At 62.6% G+C, this 23,109-nt stretch carries 21 protein-coding genes, 3 tRNA genes and 1 pseudogene; 11 read left to right on the top strand and 14 right to left on the bottom strand.

The genetic code is table 11. The features are described from left to right. Positions 1-404: 404 nt before the first annotated feature. Positions 405-854 (top strand): DUF5790 family protein, encoded by a 450-nt coding sequence (locus ACEWFR_RS19610; RefSeq protein ID WP_374062635.1) that lies wholly within the window; start codon positions 405-407, stop codon positions 852-854. Positions 855-886: 32 nt separating this feature from the next. Here the strand turns inward: ACEWFR_RS19610 and ACEWFR_RS19605 are convergent, their stop codons facing one another. Then, the gene (locus tag ACEWFR_RS19605) at positions 887-1,624 is read right to left on the bottom strand and encodes a creatininase family protein (RefSeq protein ID WP_374062634.1); all 738 of its coding nucleotides are present in this window, start codon (positions 1,622-1,624) and stop codon (positions 887-889) included. A 200-nt stretch (positions 1,625-1,824) separates the two neighbouring features. Between ACEWFR_RS19605 and ACEWFR_RS19600 the strand changes: the two genes are divergently transcribed. Next, the gene (locus ACEWFR_RS19600; protein WP_374062633.1) at positions 1,825-2,169 is read left to right on the top strand and encodes a hypothetical protein; all 345 of its coding nucleotides are present in this window, start codon (positions 1,825-1,827) and stop codon (positions 2,167-2,169) included. A gap of 47 nt (positions 2,170-2,216) precedes the next feature. Here ACEWFR_RS19600 and ACEWFR_RS19595 read toward each other — a convergent pair whose 3' ends face one another. The 3 genes from ACEWFR_RS19595 to ACEWFR_RS19585 all read right to left on the bottom strand — a co-directional run bounded on the left by ACEWFR_RS19595 (position 2,217) and on the right by ACEWFR_RS19585 (position 5,699). Beyond that, entirely contained in the window at positions 2,217-2,822 is a 606-nt protein-coding gene (locus ACEWFR_RS19595) for a Yip1 family protein (RefSeq protein WP_374062632.1), read from the bottom strand. Between the two features lie 114 nt (positions 2,823-2,936). Continuing rightward, the gene (locus tag ACEWFR_RS19590; RefSeq protein WP_374062631.1) at positions 2,937-4,937 is read right to left on the bottom strand and encodes an ABC transporter ATP-binding protein; all 2,001 of its coding nucleotides are present in this window, start codon (positions 4,935-4,937) and stop codon (positions 2,937-2,939) included. 33 nt (positions 4,938-4,970) lie between these two features. After that, positions 4,971-5,699 (bottom strand): DUF192 domain-containing protein, encoded by a 729-nt coding sequence (locus ACEWFR_RS19585; protein WP_374062630.1) that lies wholly within the window; start codon positions 5,697-5,699, stop codon positions 4,971-4,973. 62 nt (positions 5,700-5,761) lie between these two features. On the opposite strand from ACEWFR_RS19585, the gene ACEWFR_RS19580 reads away from it, so the two are divergent. Then, a tRNA-Val gene (locus ACEWFR_RS19580) sits at positions 5,762-5,835 on the top strand. 341 nt (positions 5,836-6,176) lie between these two features. Here the strand turns inward: ACEWFR_RS19580 and ACEWFR_RS19575 are convergent. Continuing rightward, positions 6,177-8,921 (bottom strand): ice-binding family protein, encoded by a 2,745-nt coding sequence (locus tag ACEWFR_RS19575; protein ID WP_374062629.1) that lies wholly within the window; start codon positions 8,919-8,921, stop codon positions 6,177-6,179. A 349-nt stretch (positions 8,922-9,270) separates the two neighbouring features. Beyond that, the gene (locus ACEWFR_RS19570; RefSeq protein WP_098724571.1) at positions 9,271-9,717 is read right to left on the bottom strand and encodes a hypothetical protein; all 447 of its coding nucleotides are present in this window, start codon (positions 9,715-9,717) and stop codon (positions 9,271-9,273) included. 221 nt (positions 9,718-9,938) lie between these two features. Between ACEWFR_RS19570 and ACEWFR_RS19565 the strand changes: the two genes are divergently transcribed. Next, positions 9,939-10,012, top strand: a tRNA-Phe gene (locus ACEWFR_RS19565). Between the two features lie 438 nt (positions 10,013-10,450). Then, positions 10,451-11,851 carry an ATP-binding protein gene (locus ACEWFR_RS19560; RefSeq protein ID WP_374062628.1) on the top strand — a complete coding sequence of 467 codons (1,401 nt, stop codon included), beginning with the start codon at positions 10,451-10,453 and terminating at the stop codon, positions 11,849-11,851. 298 nt (positions 11,852-12,149) lie between these two features. On the opposite strand, the gene ACEWFR_RS19555 is transcribed toward ACEWFR_RS19560, so the two are convergent. Then, the gene (locus ACEWFR_RS19555; RefSeq protein WP_374062627.1) at positions 12,150-12,734 is read right to left on the bottom strand and encodes a hypothetical protein; all 585 of its coding nucleotides are present in this window, start codon (positions 12,732-12,734) and stop codon (positions 12,150-12,152) included. Positions 12,735-13,059: 325 nt separating this feature from the next. Between ACEWFR_RS19555 and ACEWFR_RS19550 the strand changes: the two genes are divergently transcribed. Together ACEWFR_RS19550 and ACEWFR_RS19545 are read left to right on the top strand one after the other, a co-directional pair. Then, a complete protein-coding gene (locus tag ACEWFR_RS19550; protein WP_374062626.1) occupies positions 13,060-13,722 on the top strand; it encodes a hypothetical protein in 663 nt (220 codons plus the stop codon). A gap of 257 nt (positions 13,723-13,979) precedes the next feature. Continuing rightward, complete coding sequence (locus tag ACEWFR_RS19545; protein WP_374062625.1) at positions 13,980-14,840, top strand: aldo/keto reductase; 861 nt, start codon at positions 13,980-13,982, stop codon at positions 14,838-14,840. A gap of 314 nt (positions 14,841-15,154) precedes the next feature. Here the strand turns inward: ACEWFR_RS19545 and ACEWFR_RS19540 are convergent, their stop codons facing one another. Next, positions 15,155-16,051: a hypothetical protein gene (locus ACEWFR_RS19540; RefSeq protein WP_374062624.1), complete on the bottom strand. Its 897-nt coding sequence runs from the start codon at positions 16,049-16,051 to the stop codon at positions 15,155-15,157. Positions 16,052-16,434: 383 nt separating this feature from the next. On the opposite strand from ACEWFR_RS19540, the gene ACEWFR_RS19535 reads away from it, so the two are divergent. After that, positions 16,435-17,283, top strand: coding sequence for an alpha/beta fold hydrolase (locus tag ACEWFR_RS19535; RefSeq protein WP_374062623.1), 849 nt, complete (start codon positions 16,435-16,437; stop codon positions 17,281-17,283). 30 nt (positions 17,284-17,313) lie between these two features. Here the strand turns inward: ACEWFR_RS19535 and ACEWFR_RS19530 are convergent, their stop codons facing one another. Together ACEWFR_RS19530 and ACEWFR_RS19525 are read right to left on the bottom strand one after the other, a co-directional pair. Beyond that, a complete protein-coding gene (locus ACEWFR_RS19530; protein WP_374062622.1) occupies positions 17,314-17,667 on the bottom strand; it encodes a hypothetical protein in 354 nt (117 codons plus the stop codon). 353 nt (positions 17,668-18,020) lie between these two features. After that, a tRNA-His gene (locus tag ACEWFR_RS19525) sits at positions 18,021-18,092 on the bottom strand. 180 nt (positions 18,093-18,272) lie between these two features. Here ACEWFR_RS19525 and ACEWFR_RS19520 point away from each other — a divergent pair. Beyond that, positions 18,273-18,728: a DUF5814 domain-containing protein gene (locus ACEWFR_RS19520; RefSeq protein ID WP_180840169.1), complete on the top strand. Its 456-nt coding sequence runs from the start codon at positions 18,273-18,275 to the stop codon at positions 18,726-18,728. A 39-nt stretch (positions 18,729-18,767) separates the two neighbouring features. Here ACEWFR_RS19520 and ACEWFR_RS19515 read toward each other — a convergent pair. Further along, positions 18,768-18,992, bottom strand: a pseudogene (locus ACEWFR_RS19515) (DUF2267 domain-containing protein); the annotation flags it as partial. A 163-nt stretch (positions 18,993-19,155) separates the two neighbouring features. Beyond that, entirely contained in the window at positions 19,156-20,139 is a 984-nt protein-coding gene (locus ACEWFR_RS19510; RefSeq protein ID WP_374062621.1) for an LLM class flavin-dependent oxidoreductase, read from the bottom strand. Between the two features lie 152 nt (positions 20,140-20,291). Between ACEWFR_RS19510 and ACEWFR_RS19505 the strand changes: the two genes are divergently transcribed. Together ACEWFR_RS19505 and hmgA are read left to right on the top strand one after the other, a co-directional pair. Then, positions 20,292-20,684: a hypothetical protein gene (locus tag ACEWFR_RS19505; protein ID WP_374062620.1), complete on the top strand. Its 393-nt coding sequence runs from the start codon at positions 20,292-20,294 to the stop codon at positions 20,682-20,684. Between the two features lie 55 nt (positions 20,685-20,739). Further along, positions 20,740-22,017 (top strand): hydroxymethylglutaryl-CoA reductase (NADPH), encoded by a 1,278-nt coding sequence (hmgA, locus tag ACEWFR_RS19500; RefSeq protein ID WP_374062619.1) that lies wholly within the window; start codon positions 20,740-20,742, stop codon positions 22,015-22,017. 91 nt (positions 22,018-22,108) lie between these two features. Here the strand turns inward: hmgA and ACEWFR_RS19495 are convergent, their stop codons facing one another. Both ACEWFR_RS19495 and ACEWFR_RS19490 read right to left on the bottom strand, forming a co-directional pair. After that, on the bottom strand, positions 22,109-22,486 hold the full coding sequence (locus ACEWFR_RS19495) for a hypothetical protein (protein WP_374062618.1): 378 nt from the start codon (positions 22,484-22,486) through the stop codon (positions 22,109-22,111). Between the two features lie 80 nt (positions 22,487-22,566). Further along, the gene (locus ACEWFR_RS19490) at positions 22,567-23,091 is read right to left on the bottom strand and encodes a DUF5817 domain-containing protein (RefSeq protein WP_374062617.1); all 525 of its coding nucleotides are present in this window, start codon (positions 23,089-23,091) and stop codon (positions 22,567-22,569) included. Positions 23,092-23,109: the final 18 nt, after the last annotated feature.

The following is a 23,109-nucleotide window of genomic DNA, read 5'->3' as shown; positions in this document are numbered from 1 at the left end:
TGAGGGATTCACTGCGTTCATCCCTCGCACCGCTTGCTCATCCACATGAAGACGCTTCGCGTCTTCCAAGCCTTCGTTCACTCCGTTCACGAAGACCCCGCACGGCTTCGGACCGCGGTTCACCGTTGGTTCGCGGCTCCCTCCGGTCGCCGCTCACCCCATCGAGGCCCTCACTTCGTTCAGGCCTCGCAGTTCACCGCGGCCCAGCGCGCGCCACCGCACACCGGATGGTCAGTCTGGAGTGAGATGTCGTTCTCCTAATTGAATGGTTCCACCTCGATCGAAGCTCGATGACGTTCCTTTCGAAATCCCGACGCCGTTTGACCGATATCGATGCGCTCCCGACCGATTTCACTTTCACTTTCGGGCTATCTTTTAACCCCGCCGGTCGCAAAGACGATGCCATGAGCCAAGCTACGCTCGGCGACGACGAGGAACTGTTCGGGGAAGCGGCCAACGAGATGCGCGAGGACGTCGAAGCATCGCTCGAGGAGGCCTGGGCGACGCTGCCCGCCGCCGACGACATCTGGAAGACAGATGCCGACAACGTGCTGGGCGTCCTCAACGGCCTCAATTCGGCGCTTGACGCCGGCGACGCCGAGGATAGCCTCCGCGATGCGAAAAAGTGGTTCACGATGGGCCAGCGCGCCGACGCCTTCGACGACGCAGACGACCTCGAGGAAGAGATCGAAGCCCTCGAGGAGGCCATCACGGACATCTCCGAGGCCGGCGAACAGGTCGGCGAACTCACGTCGACGATTCCGGCACTGCGCGGGACGCTGCAGGATGCCGGTCCCGCGGATGTCGACGACGATGAATCGGAGGCCGCGGACGAGGACGAAGACGAAGAGTAATCGATCCACCACCGATCGAACTGTCTGAATCCCTATCGTCGCTCGGGCCGCGAAACGTCACGCTCGTCGACCGCCTCGAGCAGCCGAGCCAGCGCGTCGGCGGCTAACTCGAGCAGTGCTTCGCCTCGCTGGGCGTCGCCGTCGTCCGGATCGCCGACGACTCCGTTTTCCGTAAACTCCGCCGCGTCGTAGGCCAGGTTGACGTCACTCGTCCAGTCGCCCCAGCCGTCGGCCGCGCCGGCCCGGGCCTCGTCGATCCGCTCCTCTCGAATGCGGTCCGGCTCGAGGTGGCGCAGGAGTCCCGTTTCGAGGGGGCCGCCGTGGCCCATGTCGGCGGTGTGCTCGCCGACGCCCTCGAACCAGGTGAAGGGAACGACGTAGGCGTCGCCGTTCCTGGTGAGTCGGCCGCCGACCTCTCGAAGGGCGTCGACGTTGCCGCCGTGGCCGTTGACAATGACGATGCGATCGAAGCCGTGGTGGGCCAGACTTTCGACGGCCTCGCCGACGTAGTTCCGGAACGTGTCTTCGGAGACCCACATCGTCCCGGGAAACTGGCGGTGTTCCTCGGCGATCCCGACCGGAATCGCTGGCGCGCGGACGACATCCTGGTCGACACGCTCGAGACCGGCGTCGGCAACCGCCTCGGCGGTCATCACGTCCGTCCCGAGGGGGGCGTGGGGGCCGTGTTGTTCCGTGCTGCCGACGGGGACGACCGCGAGGTCCGTCTCGAGGTCCCGGATATCCGTCCACGTCGCGGTAGAGAGGTCCATAGGAAGGAACTCCGACTGCGTGGCCATGAAACTCCCGGTGATGACCCCTGCCCGTCGTTCTCGTGGTCTCGGTGGCTGCGGTGGACCGGGTACGGTAGATCGGTTGTGGTGGACCGACAGCGGCGGATGACCCGTCCCACCCATGCCCCCGTGGCGCACGCAGGGCGAACCCGTTTCCGCACCGTGACTAACTGCCGTGTATGCCCGAAGACAGTCGCGAACTCGGCGTCGAACTCGGCGAGCTACAGGAGACGCTCGAGAACCAGGAGTACCCGATCGGTCACGACGAACTCCTTGAGGAACACGGCGACGAGACCGTCGAGATGAGCGGGAATACGACGACGCTCGAGGAACTCATCGGGCCGCTGAACGAGGACGAGTACAGGGATTACGGTGAGGTCGAACAGGCGATCATGAACATGGTCAGCGACGAGGCGATCGGTCGGAAGAATTACAGCGACCGGACGCCGCCCGCGACGGGCGAGGACAGGCAGGACGAGGGGGGACCGGATCAAGAGGGGCAGGAAGGACAGGAGTCGTTCTGATCGGCGTTGTTGGCCAGGCTGAACCGCAGTCAGGGGTACCGACCTGCTTACAGCAGTCCGAGCAGAAACGAGCCGATACCGACGAGTACGGCGGCACTTATTGCACTCCCGTAGGAGGCGTTGTGGGTCTTCGAGATGCCGTGTGCGAGGATGTAGACACTCCAACCGATCACGACCAGATAGATGAGAACTTCTACTCGTCCGGACCCCCATTGCATTACCTCGAGTTGGGCCTCGAGCTGCTCTGGATCTGTCGCGGTGATCGTTTTGGACTCGATTTTCGAACGGAACTGAAATACTCGGAACGGAATTGCGAGGAGATTCGGCGCGTACGCCCAGCCGGCGACGGCGAGGGCGTCGGCGAACGTCCCCGTGTTCGACGCGTTCCCGCCCAGAAAATGCATAATCGCAGCGACGACGAACCAGCCGACGACGAGACCAACCACCAGTCCAGGGATCGCGAGGAAGAGCACTCCCCACCGAGTTCCCTTCGGAACGCCCGTTATCTGGTCGAACAGCAACTGGACCATCACGACCGTCATCACGACGCTCGCAACGACGAAGAGTGTAAACACGGCGAGGCTCGGAAGATGTACATCCTCGCGATCCGAGAAATAGTCGCCCGGTTTCAGGAGCGGTGTGCGTGGACCCATGCCAGATATTTCAAACTTATATGAAATAACTTTCACCCCATATGAGTGCTGTATAGGGCCGTGTGCGAATAGCGCGGCTCGACAATTGCGTCGCCAGACCTACGACGCTCGCGTTCAATCGTCCGTTTGCTCTACTTCCGTTCGCGCCTGTCGGCGCTGAGCCCGCTCGATGAACTCCTCGGGTAGTTCGTCGATCTCGCCGGCCTGGACGCCCCAGAGGTGCGAGTAGAGTCCGCCGTTCGCGAGCAGTTCGTCGTGCGTCCCTCGCTCGACGATCTCGCCGCCCTCGAGGACGAGGATCTGATCGGCGTCCTTGATCGTCGAGAGGCGGTGGGCGATGGCGAAGGTGGTCCGATCCGCCGCGAGTTCGTCGATCGAGCGCTGGATGAGCATTTCCGTCTCAGTGTCGACGTCGCTGGTCGCCTCGTCTAGCACGAGGATGTCGGGGTCTTTGAGGATCGCGCGGGCGATCGAGAGCCGCTGGCGCTGGCCGCCGGAGAGTTTGACCCCGCGTTCGCCGACTTCGGTGTCGTACCCCTCGGGAAGGTTCTCGATGAACTCGTGGGCCTCGGCCATCTTCGCGGCTTCGATCACGTCCTCGCGAGAGGCGTCGAACGTGCCGTACGTGATGTTCTCCTCGACGCTACCGTAGAAGAGGAAGGTGTCCTGACTGACGTAGCCCAGCGACTCGCGGAGGCTGCGGAGCGTGACGTTTTCGACGTTCTGTCCGTCGATACGGATCGCCCCCTCGTCGACATCGTACATCCGCAAGAGGAGTTTGAGCACTGTCGATTTGCCGGCTCCCGTGGGGCCGACCAGCGCGAGCGTCTCGCCGCCGTCGACGGTGAAGTCAATATTCTCGAGGATCGTCTCCGCGTCTCCCGGGTCCGGGCGCTCCTCGGTCGGCTCGCCCATGGTTCGTTCCGCCTCGCGATTGCCGTAGCTGAACGAAACGTCGTCGTACTCGACGCGGCCCTCGGTCACCTCGAGGTCTGGCGCGTTCGGTTCCTCGCCGACCCGGTTTGGCTCGTCCATCAGTCCGAAGATGCGCTCGCTCGAGGCGCGAGCGCGCTGGTACATGTTGATGATCTGCCCGAACTGCGCCATCGGCCAGATGAAGCGCTGGGTGTAGAGGATGAAGACGACGAACATCCCGGTACTGAGTTCGCCCGAGAATGGTCCGGGCGGGCCCGAGATGACCCAGAGACCGCCGACGAGGAAGGTAATAACGAAGCCGATTCCCGCGAGCACGCGCAGGCCGGGGAAGAACTTGATCCGGGTCCGAATCGCGCCCCAGTTGGCGTCGAAGTAGTCTCGAGAGACGTCTTCGACCCGCTCGGATTCGTACTCCTCGGTCGTACTGGACTTGATGACCTGAATGCCCCCGAGGTTGTTCTCGAGTCGGGAGTTGACCTTCCCGACGGTCGAGCGGACCTGGGCGTACTTGGGCTGGATGGTCTGGATGAACAGGTAGGTGAAGACGGCGATCAGCGGCACCGGGAGGAGCGCGATCAGGGCTAGCTGCCAGTTGATCGCGAACAGCAGGCCCCCGATTCCCAGCACCATCACGAGCAGTCGAAAGAGGGAGTTCATCCCGTCGTTCAGAAACTTCTCGAGGCGGTTGACGTCGTTCGAGAGGATCGACATCATCTCGCCGGTCTGTTTGTCGGCGAAAAAGCCCATGTCCAGGCGCTGCATCTCGTCGTAGGTGTCGGTCCGGATATCGTGCTGGACGTTCTGGGCGAAGGTGTTGAACCCCCAATTTCGGGTCCAGTGGAACACGGCCGAACAGAGAAAGGCACCCGCGATGATCCCGATCGTCAGCCAGAACTGCGCCAGCCGCCCCTCCGGGACGTAGGGGCCGACGAGCCCCCCGCCGATCGGAAACGCCTCGGCGTACGGGATCTCCTGGCGGATCACGGCGTCGATCGCGACCCCCAGCATGAGCGCCGGGAGCAGGTCCAGGACCCGAGCGAAGAAGCTCGCGATAACGCCGATGATGGCGGCGCCCGTGTAGTTCGACCCGTATTCGAGGAACAGCCGCTTCATCGGATTCTCGATCTCCGCCCGCTGTTCCTCGAAGGGATCGTCATCGTCCCAGTCGGCGTTACTCATTCACCGGGGCTCGGGGGCCGCCGGCAATAAGAATTACCGACGAGCAGGAATACGGTGGGCGTCGACCGCTGCTGGCGTGGTCGGCTCGCGATCGACAGTCGCGGCGACGCGCTCGAGTGAACCGGATCCGGCACTGGTAATGGTCGTCTGGTTCGACTCGAGGTCGATTTCGACTTCGTCGCCGACTTCGATACCCGTCTCGTTCGCGTAGCCGCGGGGCACCTCGAGCACCCACTTGCCGCGCCCGGAGTACTCCAGATCGTTCCCGTCCTCGTCGGGTCCGGGCGCGCGAGCGTGATGAATCGTCGTAATCTCGCGATCGGCGTTGATGAAGATGATGTCGATGTCGAAGTCCATCTCACGCATCACATAGGTCAGGTCTCGCTCTTGGTTGTGGACGAACAACATCCCATTACCCGGCTCGAGGGACTCGTGATCGCTTAATCCGGTACGGCGTTCGTTTGAATCGTCTGCGACTTCAACATCAACGACGGCCTTGGGTTCGCGTTCAGCGTCGCCATCGCTGTCATTCGTCGATCCATCGCTCCCGTTCGTCTCTTCACCCTCGGCGGCAGTTCCGTTACCCGGTTCGGGATCCGCGTCAGCGCTCGGGTCGTCGTCGGATCCATCGTCGAGGATCCGAACCTCGCCATCGTCAGGGCCCCAGGGGACGGAGACGAGGCCAGCTTGTACGAGGACGATACCAGCAGCTGCGACGACGGCGAGGACGAGAAGACCTTTCCATACGCGCTCGAGAGCCATGTATGATACCCGCAACGCGAGAGAGTAAAGGTTATTCGGACGGGGCGACTCGTCCCGGATACGGGCTCGTAGTCTAGCTGGTTATGACGCGGCCTTTACAAGGCCGAGATCGGTGGTTCGAACCCGCCCGAGCCCATTTCTGGAACGAACGACAGTGAGTTACAGAAATGTATACGAGGGCGGTTCGAACCCTGCAAGTCGCAGCGCGAACGAAGTGAGCGACCGTCTTGCTTCGGTTCGAACCCGCCCGAGCCAACTTCCGCTATCAGTCGACAGTCTATCACGATACAGACGGCAAGACTGATTTGGACTGTCTTGCTTCGGTTCGAACCCGCTCGAGCCAATCCACATTCTGTACGAACGTCATCCAACACCGCTCTCCATATCGGACGCTAACGAAAACGGCCGAAGCGACGTCACGACCAGCGCGATCGAATGTGATCCGAAATCGATCGGTCGACCGGATCAGGACGCGTTCTAACAGTCCTCTACGTACTCCTCGTACTCGCGTTTTGCGCGCTCGTAGGCGTGGCGCTTCTTTTTCAGTTGCTTCTTGTTCACCTTCCCTTTCTCGTATTTCTTTTTGTACTCCTCGTACTCGCGTTTTGCGCGCTTGTATTCGCGCTTTTTCTTCTTCTTGTTCTTCCCATCATCTCCGTTGTCTCCGTCATCGGGTTCCTTCGTGAACTCCAGAATCTCGCCGTACACCACTGTGTCGCCCACCTGGGCGACCGCTTGGAACTCGTAGGTCGTTCCCGTCTCGAGGTTCGTCGCCGTCGCGCTGAACGGTCCGGGTTCGGTGAGGACCTGCTCGTCGGTGAACATCCACACCGTCGTTCCCTTGACCCGGTACAGGAAGTAGACGGTCACCTCCGCTGCACCCTCGAGTTCGAGCAGTTCGCCGTTGAGCGTCGCCGTCGAGCCGTTGACCTCCGTCGCTGGCTCCGTCTCGACGTTCAACTCGTCCGGCCCGAATTTGGTGAACGAGAGTGTGGCTCCGAGGAACCGTTCGCCGTTCGCGACCATGACTGCCCGGAATTCGTACGTGGAACCGAGTTCGAGGCCTTCGATTCCGGCGCTGAAGTCGCCGGGTTCGTCGAGCGTCTGTGACTCGGTGGCGATCCACTCGTCCGCACCGAGCTCACGCCACTCGAAGAAGACGTCGACGGTGTCAAAGTCGCCGAGATCGAGCAGTTCTCCGTTGAGCGTCGCGGTCGAGCCGTTGATCTCCGTCGCCAGCTGTGTCTCGACGTCGGGGACGCCGGCCTCAGCTTTGGTGAACGAGACGATGGTTCCTTCCTCACGCGTGCCATCGGCCACGACGACCGCCCGGAATTCGTACGTGGTGCCGGGCTCGAGGCCTGCGATCCCGGCGCTGAAGTCGCCGGGCGCGTCGAGCGTCTGGGACTCGGTGGCGGTCCAGTCTTCCTCGCCGAGCGCACGCCATTCGAAGAAGACATCGACGGAATCGGAGTCCCCGAGACCGATCAATTCTCCGTTGAGCGTCGCGGTCGAGCCGTTGATCTCCGTCGCCGTCTGGGTTTCGACGATGGGTGCGCCGGGTTCGTCTTTGGTGAACGAGAGAGTAGCCCCTTCGTCGCGCACGCCATCGCTCACCACGACCGCACGGAATTCGTACGTGCCACCGGGCTCGAGGCCTGCGATTCCGGCGCTGAAGTCGCCGGACGCGTCGAGCGTCTGGGGCGCGGTGGCAGTCCACTCATCCGTGCCGAGCTCGCGCCACTCGAAGAAGACGTCGACGGTGTCGGAGTCACCGAGATCGGTCAGTTCACCGTTGAGCGTCGCCGTCGATCCGTTAACGTCCGTCGCCGGCGACGTGACGACCTCCGGAACACCTGGCACCGTCTTGATGACGCGAAGCGTGGCCCCTTCGACCCGCTCGCCGTTCGCCAGCCCGACCGCCCGGAATTCGTACGTGGTGCCGGGCTCGAGGCCTGCGATCCCGGCGCTGAAGTCGCCGGGCGCGTCGAGCGTCTGGGGCGCGGTGGCGATCCACTCATCCGTGCCGAGCTCACGCCACTCGAAGAAGATGTCGACCGCGTCGAAGTCGCCGAGGTCGGTCAACTCACCGTTGAGCGTGGCCGTCGAGCCGTTGACTTCCGTCGCCGGCGACGTGACGACATCGGGGACGGCCGGATCGCAACTGATGTCGAGCGTCGTGATATCGAGACCGATTGCAATATTGTCGGTCTCGAGCGAATACGTTCCGTCCGCGAGAGTCCCCCACGTCGCCGAACCGCCGGCGGGAACCTCCATCGTCTCCTCGTACGCATCGGGACCCGTGACGGTTACCATCACCGAGACGTCGTTGGGATTCGTTACCGTGATCTCCCCGTCCTCAGCTTCACACGCCGAGTCCACTTGCAGGTCGACGAGATCGCAGTCGCACCCGGTAACCGTCGCCATCTGGAGATTGACATCGGTCTGGGCGTACAAACAGCCGTCCACCGTTGCGTTGGTGAGTACGTTGATCCCCGTCTGGGCCAGCACGACCCCCGCAAAGGTCGCGTCCGTCCCGATCTCGACACCGGCACCGCCGGCGACCACCCAGACGATGTTTTCGGCCTGCGCGCCACCCGCCAGATTAACTGTCACCCCGCTCGTCGCGGTGAGATCCCCCGCAATCTGAAGGATCCAGGTGTCGTCCGGGCCACCGTCGATGGTGATATCGTCGTCGATCAGGACGTCTGTACTCCAGTTGTAGACGCCCGGGGTAAGCGTCTCCCCGCCGATATTGCCGCCGCCTAACTCCGTAACGTCCGGCGGGACGCGACCGTACGCATCGGTGAACGCGGCTTCCATATCGCTCACGGCCGTGGTCAATCTGGACGGGGTCGGCTCCGCGTAATCGGCTGCGTACACCCGTCCGTCCACTTGCGTCGACGTCGAATAGACACCGGATGCGTCCAGCGTTAGATCGAACCCGGTTACCGCAGTCGATCCGATCGGACTCACGCCGATGTCCCCTGCTACGTCGGAATTGGGAACGCTCGATATCCCGGATTTTGCCAGGATCGAAAAGTCACAGGCCGTCCCGAGATCGACCGGTGCTGGGCCGTCCACTTGTTGGACTTGAAGCGCGTTCGTGGACGTCCCTTCCGGATCGCTATCTTCCTGGACGGCGCCCATACAGCCGGCGAGACCAGCTGTGAGCAGCCCGCTCGATGTGATGACTGTTCTTCTGGTTGGACTGTAATCCATATCCGGTAATCACTACTGGTTGATGTTGTAATATCTAAACTACTGTTACGAAACGAGATACTATTTGGATTTCGTCCCGTCTTCAGAATTACTGGTCAGTTCGGAGCACGTTGCCGAGGTATCCGGTGCCTGCGAAGTATTGGTAGTTCCTATCGGATCAGGCAGGTGCCACATCTGGCGAGTGGCGGACCTCGTTTCGGATAGCGACTCGAACCCCGAGACGGGATCGAGCACTAGCAGAGATAAACAGAAAACCGATAAGCGGGTTCGCGGTCTCCGAACACGAACAAGAGGCCCCGAGCCGGCCGACTGAACGACGGACCGAACGGCACGACACGCGCCGCGATCGTTACTGTTTGAGGCGGGCGACGTTCTCCCGGATCTGTCCGAGCAGGCCGTCGCCCGACTCGGTCTGGAGCGCGGCGTGGAGCGTCGAGTTCTCCGGTTCGTCCTTGACGACGATCCGGAGGTAGGGCTCGAGTTGATCGAAGTTGTCCGCGAGGACGACAGTGTGGTTGTCCTCGTCGTGATCGACGACGCCCGCATCGTCGAGTTTCGGGACGTGGCACTGGACCGACGAGACGTAGACGCTCTTGTACTCGTTTTTCGCGACCTCGTCCGGCGGGACGTCGTGTTCCCACCCCGCCACCGTCTCGGCCAGCGTCGAGAGTTCGATCGGATCTTCTCGGCCCCGTAGTGCGTACAGCAGGTATCGCCGCCGACGGTTTGCCAGCAGCTCGAGGATGGTGTCCGCGGAGAGCTCCCGTTCCGCTTGGCTCGAGGTAAGGGCTTCCATAACAAGATATTACCCACCGATGGGCAAAAGGGTGTCTTGAATATCCGATATTCCAACAGACGGCGGGTAATCACGCATAGATGTGCCCGTATTGTCTCCGTTACTCGTTTTTCGGTGACTTACTCGAGTCGCCGGACCACGCTGCCGTCTCCTGTAAGCGAGGCGGAACACCGATCCTGATTCGAAATCCTTTTTTATACCTTGACCGGAGAGTGAAGTAGGCCGCCTTAGCTCAGACTGGGAGAGCACTCGACTGAAGATCGAGCTGTCCCCGGTTCAAATCCGGGAGGCGGCATATTCTGCGGCGACGAACGAAGTGAGGAGGCACAGAAACGACGCCGAGCGGATTCTGAACCCTACCAGTCGCGCACAGCGAAGTCGATCGGAAGACGCTTGGCGTCTTCCGTGACTGAGCGAATCTCCGATTCGCGAGGTCCGCGAAACCGAAGGTTTCGCTTGATGACGAGAGAGCGAGCTCTCTCGATCCACGAGCACGTCTGGTTTCGGTTCAAATCCAGGAGACGGCATCATACTCTCTGTGCAAGTGCTCTCGAGCAACTGCTCGATTCTCCGCAATTTTAGACCTGTTTATCACCGAGATAATAGGCTACAGTATCGACTCGGCGTCGATCGGGAAAGGATCGACGAAGCGCGAAAATAGTAAAAACAAGATTAGTAAAATCGCGATTTAGATAATCGGAAGCATTATCGCCGTCGGAGCGGAACAGGGGGTATGACCCCTCCGCGTTTCGTCGACCGCGTCGACGAACTCGATCTGCTACAATCGCGGTTCGAGAACGATACCGCAGAACTGGTTGTGATCTACGGGCGTCGACGACTCGGCAAGAGTGCACTCGTCCGTGAAGCGATCCGTGGCCGCCAGGATGCTGTCTACTGGCAGGCAGCGGAAGAGACGTCTGATGTACAACTTGCGAATTTCGTCGACACTGCCAGCGAGACGGTTCCGATCTTGGACGACATACAGCGTGACTGGGAAGCCTTACTTCGGGCACTGGGTCGAGAGGAAGCGGTGGTCGTCCTCGACGAGTTCCCCTATCTCGCTGAGTCGGACGACGCGCTTCCCTCGAAGATCCAGCGCGTTTGGGATATGCACCTCGAAGAGACGAGTATGACGCTGGTGCTGGTCGGCTCGTCGATCAGTATCATGGAAGACAAAGTCCTCAGCGGCGGTAGTCCGCTGTACGGCCGCCGGACCGCGATGATCGACCTCCCGCCGCTCGACTTGATGGATGCACAGCAGTTCTACCCCGACGACGATCCAGATAGGGTCATTCAGGCCTGGGGTGTCTTCGGGGGAACGCCGTACTATCTCCAGGCACTTACTCCGTCTCGTTCGCTCGCCGAGAACATCCAGTCGCACGTTCTCTCGGAACACGGCGTCCTCCACAACGAACCCGAGTTCCTGTTGCGAACGGAGTTCGGGATTCGTGAACCGCAGACGTACTACACGATCCTCCGGGCGATTGCGACCGGCAAGCGTGCAGCAAACGAGATCGCTGACTTCGCCGGCACTGACTCAAACGCGCTTGGTTCGTATCTCTCGAAGCTCCGACGGCTCCGACTCGTTGAACGCGATATTCCAGTGACTGCGAACCCGAACGCGACCCGAAAGAGTCGCTACCGGCTGAAAGAGCCCCTGTTCCGGTTCTGGTTCCGCTACGTCTACGGCCAGCAAGGAAAACTCGCCCAGCTCGGTGAGGACGCCTACGAGCAGTTGATCGAGCCGACTGTTACGGACTACATGGGGACGATGTTCGAGCAGGTCTGCCAGAACGCACTTCCATCGCTGATTCCCAACACGTATCAGGGGATCGGCTATTGGTGGCACCAGCAGCACGAACTCGATGTCGTCGGGCTTGCAAGTGACGGAACGCTCGTGGCGGGTGAGTGCAAGTACACCAGCAGAGAGATGACCGAGGGGGATTTGGCTGACCTCGAACGGACTGCGTCACGGGTTCGGTGGACACCCCCCAACGGAACCGACCGCGAGGAGCACTACTGTTGTTTCTGTCGCTCCGGCTTTTCCGACGATTTGCAGCAGACGGCTGCGAACCGTGACGACGTTTCACTCTTCACGCCCTGCGACATCGTGCCGAGTGCAGACGCCGAGTGAGGTGGATCGTTCCGTTAGATCGGACGACGAACGGGTTCAGGAACGCACAGAGCGTGGTCCAACTGCCGGGAGGTGGTCTCCCGATTCTATCCGATTTCCATTCGAGTAGCTTTCGCACTCGACTGAAACCGAGCTGTCCCCGTTCCCGCGAGCGTCGCAAGTCTTTCCGAACGTCAACTCCGGGAGACGATGTACCGTTTCTGTGAGCTCGATGCATCTGTTCGTCAGGCCGGACGTGATAGAAAACGCGCGGATATTGGGGGTGCGACGTGAGATCGCTACATAGAACTGCTCGTACTCAGATCAGAGCTACGCCGGCCCAGACGGCGATGGCAAGCCAGATGACACCGATTCCCAGTTCCGCGTACACTACCAGCGTCGCGATCGACCCCGTTTCGTACCACGGTTGTTCGGCGATACGATACTTTCCCTCCCCCGTTCGCGACAGTCGCTTGAATTTCGAGTCGTTACTCCGCAAGAGCGCATTGTCTGCCCGTTTCACGAAGTCCTCAATCTCGCTTCGCCGATCCCAGGAGGCGTCCCGGCCTTGTCTGTATCTGAGCGACCAGTTCGCAAGCAGCCCAAATAGTGCGACTCCGAACATCGAAAGCCCGAACAGTTCGAGCAGTTGGGTTCGCTGACCGAGCCGATACCCGATGTCTAGGAGCAGACCGAACAGCACTAGCGACACGTAGAACGATTGAATCAGCAACGTCTCTTTGTTTCGCGCATCGTCACCGGCGCTCTTGTAGTCCTCGAGGAGTAGCTCTCGTTTCCAGTCAGTCGCGAGCGTTTCCTCGACTGCGGCGGGGTCGTACTCCGAGGTGTAATCGATTGACCAACCGTCGATGAACGGCGGTTCGACCGAATCGTCGTCAGTCATGCGTCTCTCAAAACCTGAGTCCAGTCGACTATAGTAACCACTGAAACGATTCACATACAGATCGTACAGCTATCGTTCGATCAGGTATGCAATGACTTCCAGTGGCTACTATAGTTAAACCTCCGGGGGGCGACGGGGGAGACGAGTATTCGCAGTCCCGTCCGACGAGGGTCGACTTCGGTCGGCACTGCGCCGAGTCGACTCGAGCGAGTTCGGAGACGGCCCACTGAAAAACTCCGAATATCCGCGCTGAGCGGCGCAGCGTCGCGGTTTCTGTTACCGCCGTATCATATAGTTTATCAGAACGGATTGCGTGGCGCTACGCATGAAAGCAGGTGTGCTCGGCGTCGTCGACGGCACGTTCACGGTCGTCGACTCGTTCACGGAGGCGGTCACCGAGGACGGACACGAACTCGAGCGGTGTCTCACGATCGACCGCGTGTTCTCGCTTCCGTCGGGTGAGATGGCCTTCGAGGGACGGGCGGCCGCCGACGCGATCGCGACCGAAACCGCGACGACGATCGAAACCGGCGATATTCACGTCGACGAGCGAGAGCGGACCGTCACGCGGTTCGCCGAGTTCGTCGGCATTCCGGGGGAGTTCGTCGTCGTCGACAGCGGTGACGGGGCCTTCGCGTTCGATTTCATCGGGAGGGAGACGAACTCGAGCATCGAGCGGGCGACGGTCGATCTCGACGCGTTCGTCGCGGCCCGGGAGGGAGCGACGCCGTGGAAAGCTGGGTTCTACGGGCCCGCCGAAACCGACGTCAACGGAGTCTTTCACGGCGCAGACCTTCGCGACGAGATGGGCGACGTACTCGAGACGTCGTCGCTCAACCAGATCGGGCTCTCCTATGAACACGACGGGGACGACGTGAAGATGACGGCCACCCGAAGCGGCTACGTGGAACTCTATCGCCCCGCTTCGTTCGACTCGGCGGACTTTCTCGAGTATATTCGCGACGAAATACTCCCGTCCCTCGAGTGAGTGGCCGCGATCGCTTTCGGAGTCGCGTGAGAAGGGACGTCTCCGAACCGCACCACAATGACCGGAAGAACGGACGCCGGATCGGGAGAGATTCGCGTCGTCGATTGGCCGAGACACTGCGAACGTGGCACGAGTTTTGAGACGGTCGGTTCCGCTGACGATCACGTTGAACAGTGATCCGAACGCCGAATGAGGCGTAACCGGCATTCCGTTCGGGAAGCCCACTTCTCAAGAGGGCGGAGACTGTCAGTACAGCCGTGAGCAGTAACTCGATCACAAACGAGAGCGACACGTTCGAAATCGGCGATTCGACCGTTCACCGGCTGGGTTTCGGTGCGATGCGCCTCACCGGCGAGAACATCATCGGCGCGCCGGCGGACGAGGAGACCGCACGAGAGGTCGTCAAACACGCCGTCGACTGCGGCGTCGACCTCATCGACACGGCCGACTCCTACGGCCCCGCCGCGAGCGAGCGACTCATCGGCGAGGCAATCGGCGACCCCGACGACGTACTGGTCGCGACCAAGGCCGGCCTGCTGCGCAACAGCGAGGGCGACTGGATCGCACACGGCGATCCGGACTACATCCGCAATCAGGTCCTGACCTCGCTCGATCGGCTCCAGACGGACACCATCGATCTCTTCCAGTTCCACCGACCCGACGACGACACGCCGTACGCAGACTCCGTCGCGACCTTCGCGGAACTCAAAGACGAGGGACTCGTCGACTCGGTCGGCGTCAGCAACGTCTCCGCCGAACTCCTCGATCAGGCCCGCGAACAGGTCGAAATCGAGACCGTCCAGAACCGGTACAACCTGAACGACCGCGGGAGTCGGGAGGTCCTCGAGATCTGTGACGACGAGGGCATCGGCTTCATCCCGTGGGCCCCGATCAACGGCGACGATCTGGACGAACACGGCGACCTCCTCGACGAAATCGCCGACGCACACGATGCCACGCGACGACAGGTCGGGCTGGCGTGGCTGCTCGAGCGCTCGGACGTGATGCTCCCCATCCCGGGCACCTCGGATCCGGACCACCTCGAGTCGAACGTTGCCGCGTCTCACCTCTCACTCAGCGATGACGAGGTACAGCGGTTGACCGAAGCGGCCGACTGATACGGTCTGCTGTAACGATTTACCGGTGCGACCGCGATACGGCCTGCGGTCGCACCGGAACTGACTTACAGCAGTCCGTATGAGTCCCCACACCCGTTTTTCGACTGGAACCGGATCGAACGGACTGGAGTGAAAGCGGCTCGAGTTGACTCGGACCGGCCAGTATCCCTCCAGTTGACACGGGCCGGCTACGATCTCTCGAGTCGGACGGCGATCCGCTGGGAGAGGTCGGTGAGGGAGAACGAGCCACGGATAGCAACGACGGCGGCTCCGACGGCGTCGTAGACGTGATCGACGATCGATCGGTCGTCCGCTCAGATGTCCTCGAGGGCGTTGTCGGAGTACGTCGCCGAGGCGGAGACGAAACCGCCGTCGATGTCGACGGAAACGTCGGATCCAAGACTGCCGAGAACCGACTCGAGTTCGTCGCGTTTTGCATCGTCGATGTCGTCGAAATCGAGCCCCATGTCGGCCGTGCTTTCCGAGTCGGAGATCGTGAGCGAGCCGACGACGCCGTTTGTATCCTCGAGTTCCTCGAATTGGGTATCCTGTTCCGAGCCGTCCGACGACTGCTCGTTCTCGATGTCGAACCCGTCCGGGCTGTAGCCGCCGAACACGACGTGTCCGTTACCACCGGTCGACAGCAGTCGCTTGAAGGTCTCGAATTCGTCGACAGCGCGGGTTCCGTCGCCCTGTTTCGTCTCGATGACTCGCTCGACGTCCGCTTTACTCTCACCCTGGATGATCGCGTTGCCGGAGACCCCCAGTACCGTCTCCTGCTGTCCGTCTCCCGCGGGCTCGTAAAGGGTGTAGCCGCTTACTTCGCTCGTCTGTTCGAACTGGACTTCCGCCCCGTAGTCGTTTTCGGTGGCGGCCGTCACCGTGCTGTCGATTTCGTCGGTGACCACGTCGCCGGTCATGACGGTCGTCTCGTTCGTGATGAGAAGGTCGTCGATCGAGGTGTCGAATTCGTCCTCGTTCGTCTGTTCCTCATCGAAGGTGATGAGGTTGCTCAGCCGCGGGCCCGCCAGGCCGAATCCGGCCGTGAACATGGCGACAAACATCCCGCTCAGCGGGACTCCGATCATCGGGTCTTCGATATCCTCGAGGTTCCCCGAGTCGTCGCTCGAATCGTCCTCTTCGCTGTCGAGGTCGTTGAGCGCCATCATATCGACGTAGCTGACGGTAACCTCGCCGTCGACGGTCGCCACCCACTCGGCATATGCGGCGTGCCAGCCGTGTTTTCGCCGTTCCCGTTACCGTTCCCCGAATCGCTACCGAGACAGCCGGCCGCGGTCGCGGCCAGCGTCGCGCCACTCAGTTGCAATACCCGTCGCCGGTGAATTCGTTGAGACAGGTACGCTCACGCAGGAAGTCTCTCGATATGAAAGGTAGGGATATGATATTTGCCCTGAGGAACCAGTATTGTTGTCGTGACACCGTTGCTCTTTCTTCACGGTTCAGTCCCGCGATTCTCGGTATTGTTCGCCGGAGCAGCGACGCGACTCCGAGCCATCATCTCGCCACCGATACTAATCACGGTGAGTCACCGGCTCGACCAAAGACTGATACATCAGTATGGTTACGTAGCTGTATGGTTGCGCGTGATACTCTCGAGCATAGACGGGCCCGTGTCAACGGCGTCAAACTGCATTATGTGACCGCTGGCGAGGGTCCACCGCTGGTACTGCTCCACGGGTGGCCACAGACGTGGTACGAGTGGCGAGACGTGATTCCGGACTTGGCAGACGAGTACACTGTCATCGCACCGGACCTCCGCGGACTGGGCGACTCCGAGACACCCGTCTCAGGCTACGACAAAGACACCGTCGCGACCGACGTTCGCGAACTGGTCCACGAGCTCGGGTTCGGCGACGACCAGATCGCGCTTGTCGGCCACGACTGGGGGATGCCGACGGCCTACGCCTACGCCGCCCAGTATCGCGACGAAATCCGCGCACTCTGTGTCCTCGAGGCCGGCCTGCCGGGGATCAACGAGGACGAGAAACGCCACCTCTGGCACACCCGCTTTCACGGCGTTCGAGACCTGCCCGAGCGGCTGGTCGCCGGCCGGGAGCGACTGTATCTCGACTGGTTCTACAAAGAAGGGGCGTACGATCCGTCGGCGATCGACGACGAGGCCCGCGACGAGTACGTCCGCTGTTACTCGCAGGCCGGCGGACTGCGGGGCGGGTTCGAGTACTATCGCGCCTACGAGACCGACGCCGAACACAACCGTACCCACGCCGAGGACCCGCTCGAGGTGCCGGTCCTCGCGCTCGGCGGTGCGGCCTCGTTTCGGGACCTTCCGATCCGGGACATGGAGGCTGTCGCGACCGACGTCGAGGGCGAGGTCATCGACCGGGCCGGTCACTGGATTCCCGAGGAACGGCCGGCGTACTTCGTCGATCGGCTGACGGCGTTTCTCGACGACGCCGCGTGACCGATCCTCGAGCCGGTGGCGACCTCGCGTTCAGTACTGTTCTTTGACCCTGTCGATCTGGCAGTCGATGCAGAGATCGTCGGCGAAACAGGCGATGTTGTCGTGGGGGCAATCGTACTCCTCGATGTCGACGGAGAGGCGACGTTTCGCGCGCTCCCATTCGGACTCCCAGTCGTCGATCGCCATCTCCGCGGAGGTGAAGACGACGTTACCGTCCCGGTCGACGATCTTCGCGACCGTGACCGAGCGGTGATTGGCTTTGACGACGTCGATTGCCTCCTGGTACGACACACAGCGGATCTCCTCCCGTCCCGACTGGTCGTCCAGCAGGTGGACGGCGATGGAGCCGTCGTACTCCTCCGTCGGCTCCAGTCCGTGGCTCATATCGTTCACTGTCGGAGTCGGACGACAAAAAGTCCCGCTTTGGGACCGGGGCCGGCTTCTTCTGGGCGGCGCGTTGCCCGGGGGTGATCGAACTGCGGCCGGTCACGATGCGATCGCAGGCGGTCTGGGTTCGATTTGCTGACGACTGCCGCGGCTCACGAGTTTGTTCGCCGGAGCAGCGAGACTGCTCCGAGCCATCGCTCACTCCGTTCGCGATGACGCCACAGAAGGTCCGGGTGCGAGAATCGAACCGTAGCCAGACGGTCGGCCTCACTTCGCTCGGCCGCTGCGACTGGCAGGGTTCGATTTCGCCTTCCGGCTTTTCCGCTCCTCGTGTTACTCGTCGCGAAAAAGTCCGGGTGCGAGAATCGAACCCGCGTCTCAGCCTCCACAAGGCTGAAGGATAACCACTACCCCAACCCGGACACGCTTGCATCTCAACCTACAGCCGGTTGGACTAAAATACGTTACGACTCTGCGATGGAGTGTGGAACTCCGTACCGTGCAATTTCGCCCCGCGTGAGTGGTCCCTGATAGCTCGTCACACTCGAGTCGGTTCGCGACCGAGACGTTTTTCGACCCGTAGCCCCAAGAACGGCCAACGCGTGGCCATCACCGACAAGATCTACGTCAAGAATCACCGCCAGCTCAGTTCCCAACTCGAGACGAACATCCCCAAAGGAGCGTTCAAGGGGGCGACACTCGACATGCTCTTTCAGGGCGAGGGCCTCGAGAAACTCGACGACGCGACCCGCGATCGCGTCCTCGATTTCACGCAGGATTTCCTCGATTGTGGCTGTGACAACAACCCTTACTGTGGCTGTCCCGAGCGGAAGTTCCTCCAGTACCTCCTCGAGTTGCGCGCTCAGGGGCTGGGACCGGACGCGATCGTCGACGTGATGACCGACGACTACATGGTTTATGCCTACTCCGGCGACGTGCTCTCGTTTCTCGACAACGCCGTCCGGACCCTCGAGGCCGCCGAGGGACTCGCCCGCGTTGACGGTGCGGACGAGGCCCACGACGAGATTAGACGGGCGAAGCAGGACCTGGCGCGATAATCGCAATCCTCAGGCTGCTTCCCAGGGCTTGGTCTCGACGTCGACGAACTCGTTGTAGTCGTAGGTCTGGCCGTGGTCGGCGTCCAGAAGGTGACGGTCGATCTCCATCGGTAGCGGACTTGCGATATCCGTCGCGCCGCCCTCGTCGACGCGCTCGCCGAGCGTCTCGAGGACTGCACGGATGGTTCGGACGGCTTCGGCCTGCCGACCGGCTTCGATCCTGTGCTGTACCTCACCGACGAAATCGGTGTAGCTCGTACTCATTGTAGTTGCCCCGTCTGCTCGAGGCTGTGGACTGTTCGACGCAAAAGCGCTAACCGCGGATTCGCAAGCGTCGGCCGTAGTTCGGGCACACGGCGTCGGCCGTGCGGGAGCGGAGACTACCAGCGATGATCCCGCTGCGTACCGGACCCTACCGAGCAACGGACTACAGCCGCTCGGGTGCGAGCGCGTCGATCGTCGTTTCGGCCATCTCGTTCGAGGCCGGTGCGGGAATGACGACGATTGGGTGGTCGATTCTCGTCTCAGCGACGAGCGTCCGGAGTTGGTCGCGCGCCTCGTCGGGCGTCCCGGCAACCCCGAGATCGGCGATCATCTCGTCCGTCACCGCGTTCGCGGCGGCCCGTTTGTCGCCGCCGCGCCAGGCGTCGGCGATTCGGTCTGCCTCCTCGGAGAACTTCGTCGCGACCGCCCGGCGGTAGCCCTCGCCGCTCCCGACGTAGTAGGCGATGTGTCGGCTGAGGGTGTCCCGAGCCTCGCTCGGATCGTCGCTGACCGCCGACGGGACGTACGGCGCGATCGTGATCTCGTCGGGCTCGCGGTCGCGTTCCCGGGCGGCGTCCGCGACCTCCTCGAAGGCCTCGTCGAGCCGTGAAAAGGGAATGTTGTGCGGGATCCAGCCGTCGGCGAGCCGACCGACGACGCGGCGATTCGCCGAACCGAGGCCGGCGTGATAGATCGGCACCGACGCTTCGATCGACGGGAAATCCGCCGCCTCGAGCAGTTCCCCCTCGTAGTCGACCGGCTCGCCGGTCCCCGCGGTAAACTCGCGGATCAGTTCGATCGTCTCGTGGGCGCGCCGGACCGGTCGATCGAACGCCGTTCCGTGGAGCCCCTCGATCGCCGTGGCCGTGCTCGTCCCGAGACCGAGCGTGAAGCGGCCGTCCGAGGCCTCCTCGAGCGAGGCCGCGGTCATCGCGAGGACGGCGGGCGATCGGGAGTAGACGTTCAAGATCGCGGTACCAATCCGAATCTCGTCGGTGCGACAGGCCATCTCGGTCGCCTGCACGACGCCGCTGGCCCCCCAGAGCTCGCCGACCCAGACGGCGTCGTAGCCGCTGTTCTCGGCACGAACGGCGACGTCAGCGAGGTCGTCGTCGCCGAATGCCGTTACCATGAGTCCAACGTTCATGCCCGTCCGATGAACACCCAGCAGCAAAAATTGATGCCCCATCGCGATACGGGACCGGTCGAAATTCGAGGAGCGGGAGTGAATCGAACGGGACGGACGCCGAAACTGCAATCGAGCGCAAGGTTGACCTGTCCGGCCGGTGATCGATTCCTATGATCGATCGGGAAGGGCGTGTCGTCTTCGGCTCACTCCTGGTGTTCGTCGTCGCCGTTGCGGGCTCGATCGTCGTGGAGCAACAGACCGGCGTCGCGCTCCGCGATCGACCGCTGCTCGCATTCCTGGTGTTTGCCGGCATCGGCGTCGCGCTCCCACAACTGTATCTTGCGGTCACGGAAACCGGCCCCCATTCGCGGAGCAGACTTCGCTTTGCCGCCGTCGCGACGGCCGTCTTCGCGGTCGCGTTCGCCGACGACGCGTCGGGAGCGCGCTATCTGTTGATCGCAGCGACCGGCACCGGATCGATCCTCGGGGTACTCTGCTACGAGGCCCTCGAGGGGTATCGCGCCGTCAGCGACGAGGTCACGTTCGACCTGCGCGATCGGTGAGTCACGACCGCGGGAATCAGCAACTGTTAGGGCGTCCGACCGTCTCGACCCACCCATGACCGATCCCGAGGACCTCGCCGAGCGAGTGCGCGACGGCGACCTTCGCATTCACGAACTCGAGGACCACGCCGACTACGACACCGCGGCTCACGCGCGCCGATTGCTCATCGAACGCGAGACGGGAACCGAACTCGAGGCGATCGGGGACTACGCGTTCCCCGCCGAACAGGCCGACCCGAACATCGAGAACATGATCGGCGCGGCGCAGGTGCCGATGGGCGTCGTGGGTCCCGTGGCCGTCAACGGTGAGGAAACCTCACCGAGCTCGCAGAACTCCCCGAGTTCTGCGAACGACGGTGGCGCGGCCGACGGCGAACACTACCTGCCGCTCGCGACGACCGAGGGCGCGCTGCTGGCGTCGGTCAACCGCGGGCTGGGCGTGATCCGCTCCGCCGGCGGGGCCGACGCGCGCGTCACGAAAAACGGGATGACTCGAGCACCGGTCTTTCGCGTGACCGGCGTTGCCGAGGCCGCCGAGACCGTCGAGTGGGTTGAGGCCAATTTCGAGGTGCTCCGGGAGGCTGCCGAGTCCACGACGAGCCACGGCGAGTTGCTCGACGTCGAGCCCTACGTCGTCGGCGACTCGGTCTTTCTGCGCTTTGCCTACGACACCAAGGACGCGATGGGAATGAACATGGCCACGATCGCCACCGGCGAGGCCTGCGAAGTCGTCGAGAGCGAGACGCCCGCCTCGCTCGTCGCGCTCTCGGGAAACCTCTGCTCGGACAAGAAACCCGCCGCCATCAACGCCGTCGAGGGCAGAGGCCGCTCCGTGACCGCCGACGTCGTCGTCCCCGGCGAACTCGTCGAGGAGCGCCTCCACACGACCGCGGACGCCATCGCCGAGGCCAACACCCGCAAGAACCTGATCGGCAGCGCCAAAGCGGGCAGCCTGGGGTTCAACGCCCACGCCGCCAACGTGGTCGGCGCGGCCTTCCTCGCGACCGGCCAGGACGAGGCCCAGGTCGTCGAAGCCGCGAACACGATCACCACGATGGACGCCCGCGAGCGCGAGGACGGTACCACCGATCTCTACGCCAGCGTCTCGCTGGCTTCCCTCGAGGTCGGAACCGTCGGCGGGGGCACGAAACTCCCCACCCAGGCCGAAGCGCTCGACATCCTCGGCCTCCGGGGTGGCGGCGATCCAGCGGGGTCGAACGCCGACGCGCTCGCCGAGATCATCGCCGTCGGCGCGCTGGCCGGGGAACTCTCACTGCTGGCGGCGCTCGCTTCGCGACACCTCGCGAGCGCGCACGAGGATCTGGGTCGATAGCGCTCGAGCGGGGACGGGTCACCGAAGGAATGCTCGATCGAGTACGGAGTCGGCCGGGGATCGAGTACTGAAGTCACTCATTCGCCGTCGACTATACGGAATCCTGCGTCGCACCCGTCTCGGTGTCGCCCTCGTCCGGACCGTGTCGAACCGTCCTGATCGCGATGTAGCACCCGGATAGACCGAGTAACACCAGTCCAAGGACGATCTGTATCCCCGTCGTCCCTAGCAGAACGAGCAGCCAGCCGACGGCGGCACCCCCGTGCCCGAGGGTGAGATCGTATCGTCCGACGCTCGCGTGGACGACGGCGAGAACGGCGAACGTCGCCGCGAAGACCCACGTCGTCGCGACCGTCGCGTCGACCCCGACGATCGTTTCGTTGACGATCGTTCCGTAAATGAGTAGCCCGATCGCAGCCAGGAGTCCCGCACCGATGATGCGCCCCTGGAGACCGGTCGTCGCTGTCATACCGACTTGCGTCGCCGGACGGGGAAAGCCGTGGCGGTACGGTCGCGGCGCGTACGACGGGAAAAACGGCCGCTGCGAGCCTACAGCAGGCGATACTGACCGCGACTCTCGCTGACGACTCCGCGTCGGGCGAGTTTCTCGAGCGCCTCTCGAACGTACTCGGCCGAAACGCCGCGCTCACCCGCGTACGCGACGACCTCTTCCTCGGTCGGCTGTTCGAGGTCCTCGAGCGCCCCCTTGACGATCTCCTGCTTGCTGCCGCTGCGGGTGGACCCGCGCGGATCACGGTCGCCGGCCGCCTCGACTTCCTCCACATCCAGTCCTGATCCCTCGAGGTACTCCTCGTCGTCGACGACGCCGTCCGCCACGTCGTCCTCGAGGTCGGCGAAGGAGTCGAGTTTCGCGAAGGCTTCGCCCTCCCCCTGCCGGTTCGCGAGCATCGAGGCCCGGACATCGCGGGCGTGGGCGGCGTCGTCGGTTTCGACGAACTTCTTGCGCTTTTCGTAGGCTTTCCGCGAGCCACAGCGGGGACACTGGGTCGTCTCGGAGCGCCCCTCGATGATCCAGAGGTTCGAACACTCGCTACAGCCGACGACGGCGTACATAGCAGACAGTGGGCCGCC

The sequence above is a fragment of the Natrinema sp. H-ect4 genome, assembly GCF_041894845.1.
Taxonomy (GTDB): Archaea; Halobacteriota; Halobacteria; order Halobacteriales; family Natrialbaceae; genus Natrinema.
Note: the sequence above shows the minus strand (reverse complement) of the source record. Positions and strands in the feature narration are given on the sequence as shown.

What these genes read in the sequence shown, in the direction of transcription:
- ACEWFR_RS19560 (WP_374062628.1), top strand. Translation starts at nt 10,451, where the DNA reads ATGACCCCTCCGCGTTTCGTCGACCGCGTCGACGAACTCGATCTGCTA.
- ACEWFR_RS19610 (WP_374062635.1), top strand. Translation starts at nt 405, where the DNA reads ATGAGCCAAGCTACGCTCGGCGACGACGAGGAACTGTTCGGGGAAGCG.
- ACEWFR_RS19570 (WP_098724571.1), bottom strand. Translation starts at nt 9,717, where the DNA reads ATGGAAGCCCTTACCTCGAGCCAAGCGGAACGGGAGCTCTCCGCGGAC.
- ACEWFR_RS19535 (WP_374062623.1), top strand. Translation starts at nt 16,435, where the DNA reads ATGGTTGCGCGTGATACTCTCGAGCATAGACGGGCCCGTGTCAACGGC.
- ACEWFR_RS19555 (WP_374062627.1), bottom strand. Translation starts at nt 12,734, where the DNA reads ATGACTGACGACGATTCGGTCGAACCGCCGTTCATCGACGGTTGGTCA.
- ACEWFR_RS19590 (WP_374062631.1), bottom strand. Translation starts at nt 4,937, where the DNA reads ATGAGTAACGCCGACTGGGACGATGACGATCCCTTCGAGGAACAGCGG.
- ACEWFR_RS19585 (WP_374062630.1), bottom strand. Translation starts at nt 5,699, where the DNA reads ATGGCTCTCGAGCGCGTATGGAAAGGTCTTCTCGTCCTCGCCGTCGTC.
- ACEWFR_RS19490 (WP_374062617.1), bottom strand. Translation starts at nt 23,091, where the DNA reads ATGTACGCCGTCGTCGGCTGTAGCGAGTGTTCGAACCTCTGGATCATC.
- ACEWFR_RS19605 (WP_374062634.1), bottom strand. Translation starts at nt 1,624, where the DNA reads ATGGACCTCTCTACCGCGACGTGGACGGATATCCGGGACCTCGAGACG.
- ACEWFR_RS19505 (WP_374062620.1), top strand. Translation starts at nt 20,292, where the DNA reads ATGATCGATCGGGAAGGGCGTGTCGTCTTCGGCTCACTCCTGGTGTTC.
- ACEWFR_RS19600 (WP_374062633.1), top strand. Translation starts at nt 1,825, where the DNA reads ATGCCCGAAGACAGTCGCGAACTCGGCGTCGAACTCGGCGAGCTACAG.
- ACEWFR_RS19595 (WP_374062632.1), bottom strand. Translation starts at nt 2,822, where the DNA reads ATGGGTCCACGCACACCGCTCCTGAAACCGGGCGACTATTTCTCGGAT.
- ACEWFR_RS19575 (WP_374062629.1), bottom strand. Translation starts at nt 8,921, where the DNA reads ATGGATTACAGTCCAACCAGAAGAACAGTCATCACATCGAGCGGGCTG.
- ACEWFR_RS19530 (WP_374062622.1), bottom strand. Translation starts at nt 17,667, where the DNA reads ATGAGCCACGGACTGGAGCCGACGGAGGAGTACGACGGCTCCATCGCC.
- hmgA (WP_374062619.1), top strand. Translation starts at nt 20,740, where the DNA reads ATGACCGATCCCGAGGACCTCGCCGAGCGAGTGCGCGACGGCGACCTT.
- ACEWFR_RS19510 (WP_374062621.1), bottom strand. Translation starts at nt 20,139, where the DNA reads ATGAACGTTGGACTCATGGTAACGGCATTCGGCGACGACGACCTCGCT.
- ACEWFR_RS19550 (WP_374062626.1), top strand. Translation starts at nt 13,060, where the DNA reads ATGAAAGCAGGTGTGCTCGGCGTCGTCGACGGCACGTTCACGGTCGTC.
- ACEWFR_RS19495 (WP_374062618.1), bottom strand. Translation starts at nt 22,486, where the DNA reads ATGACAGCGACGACCGGTCTCCAGGGGCGCATCATCGGTGCGGGACTC.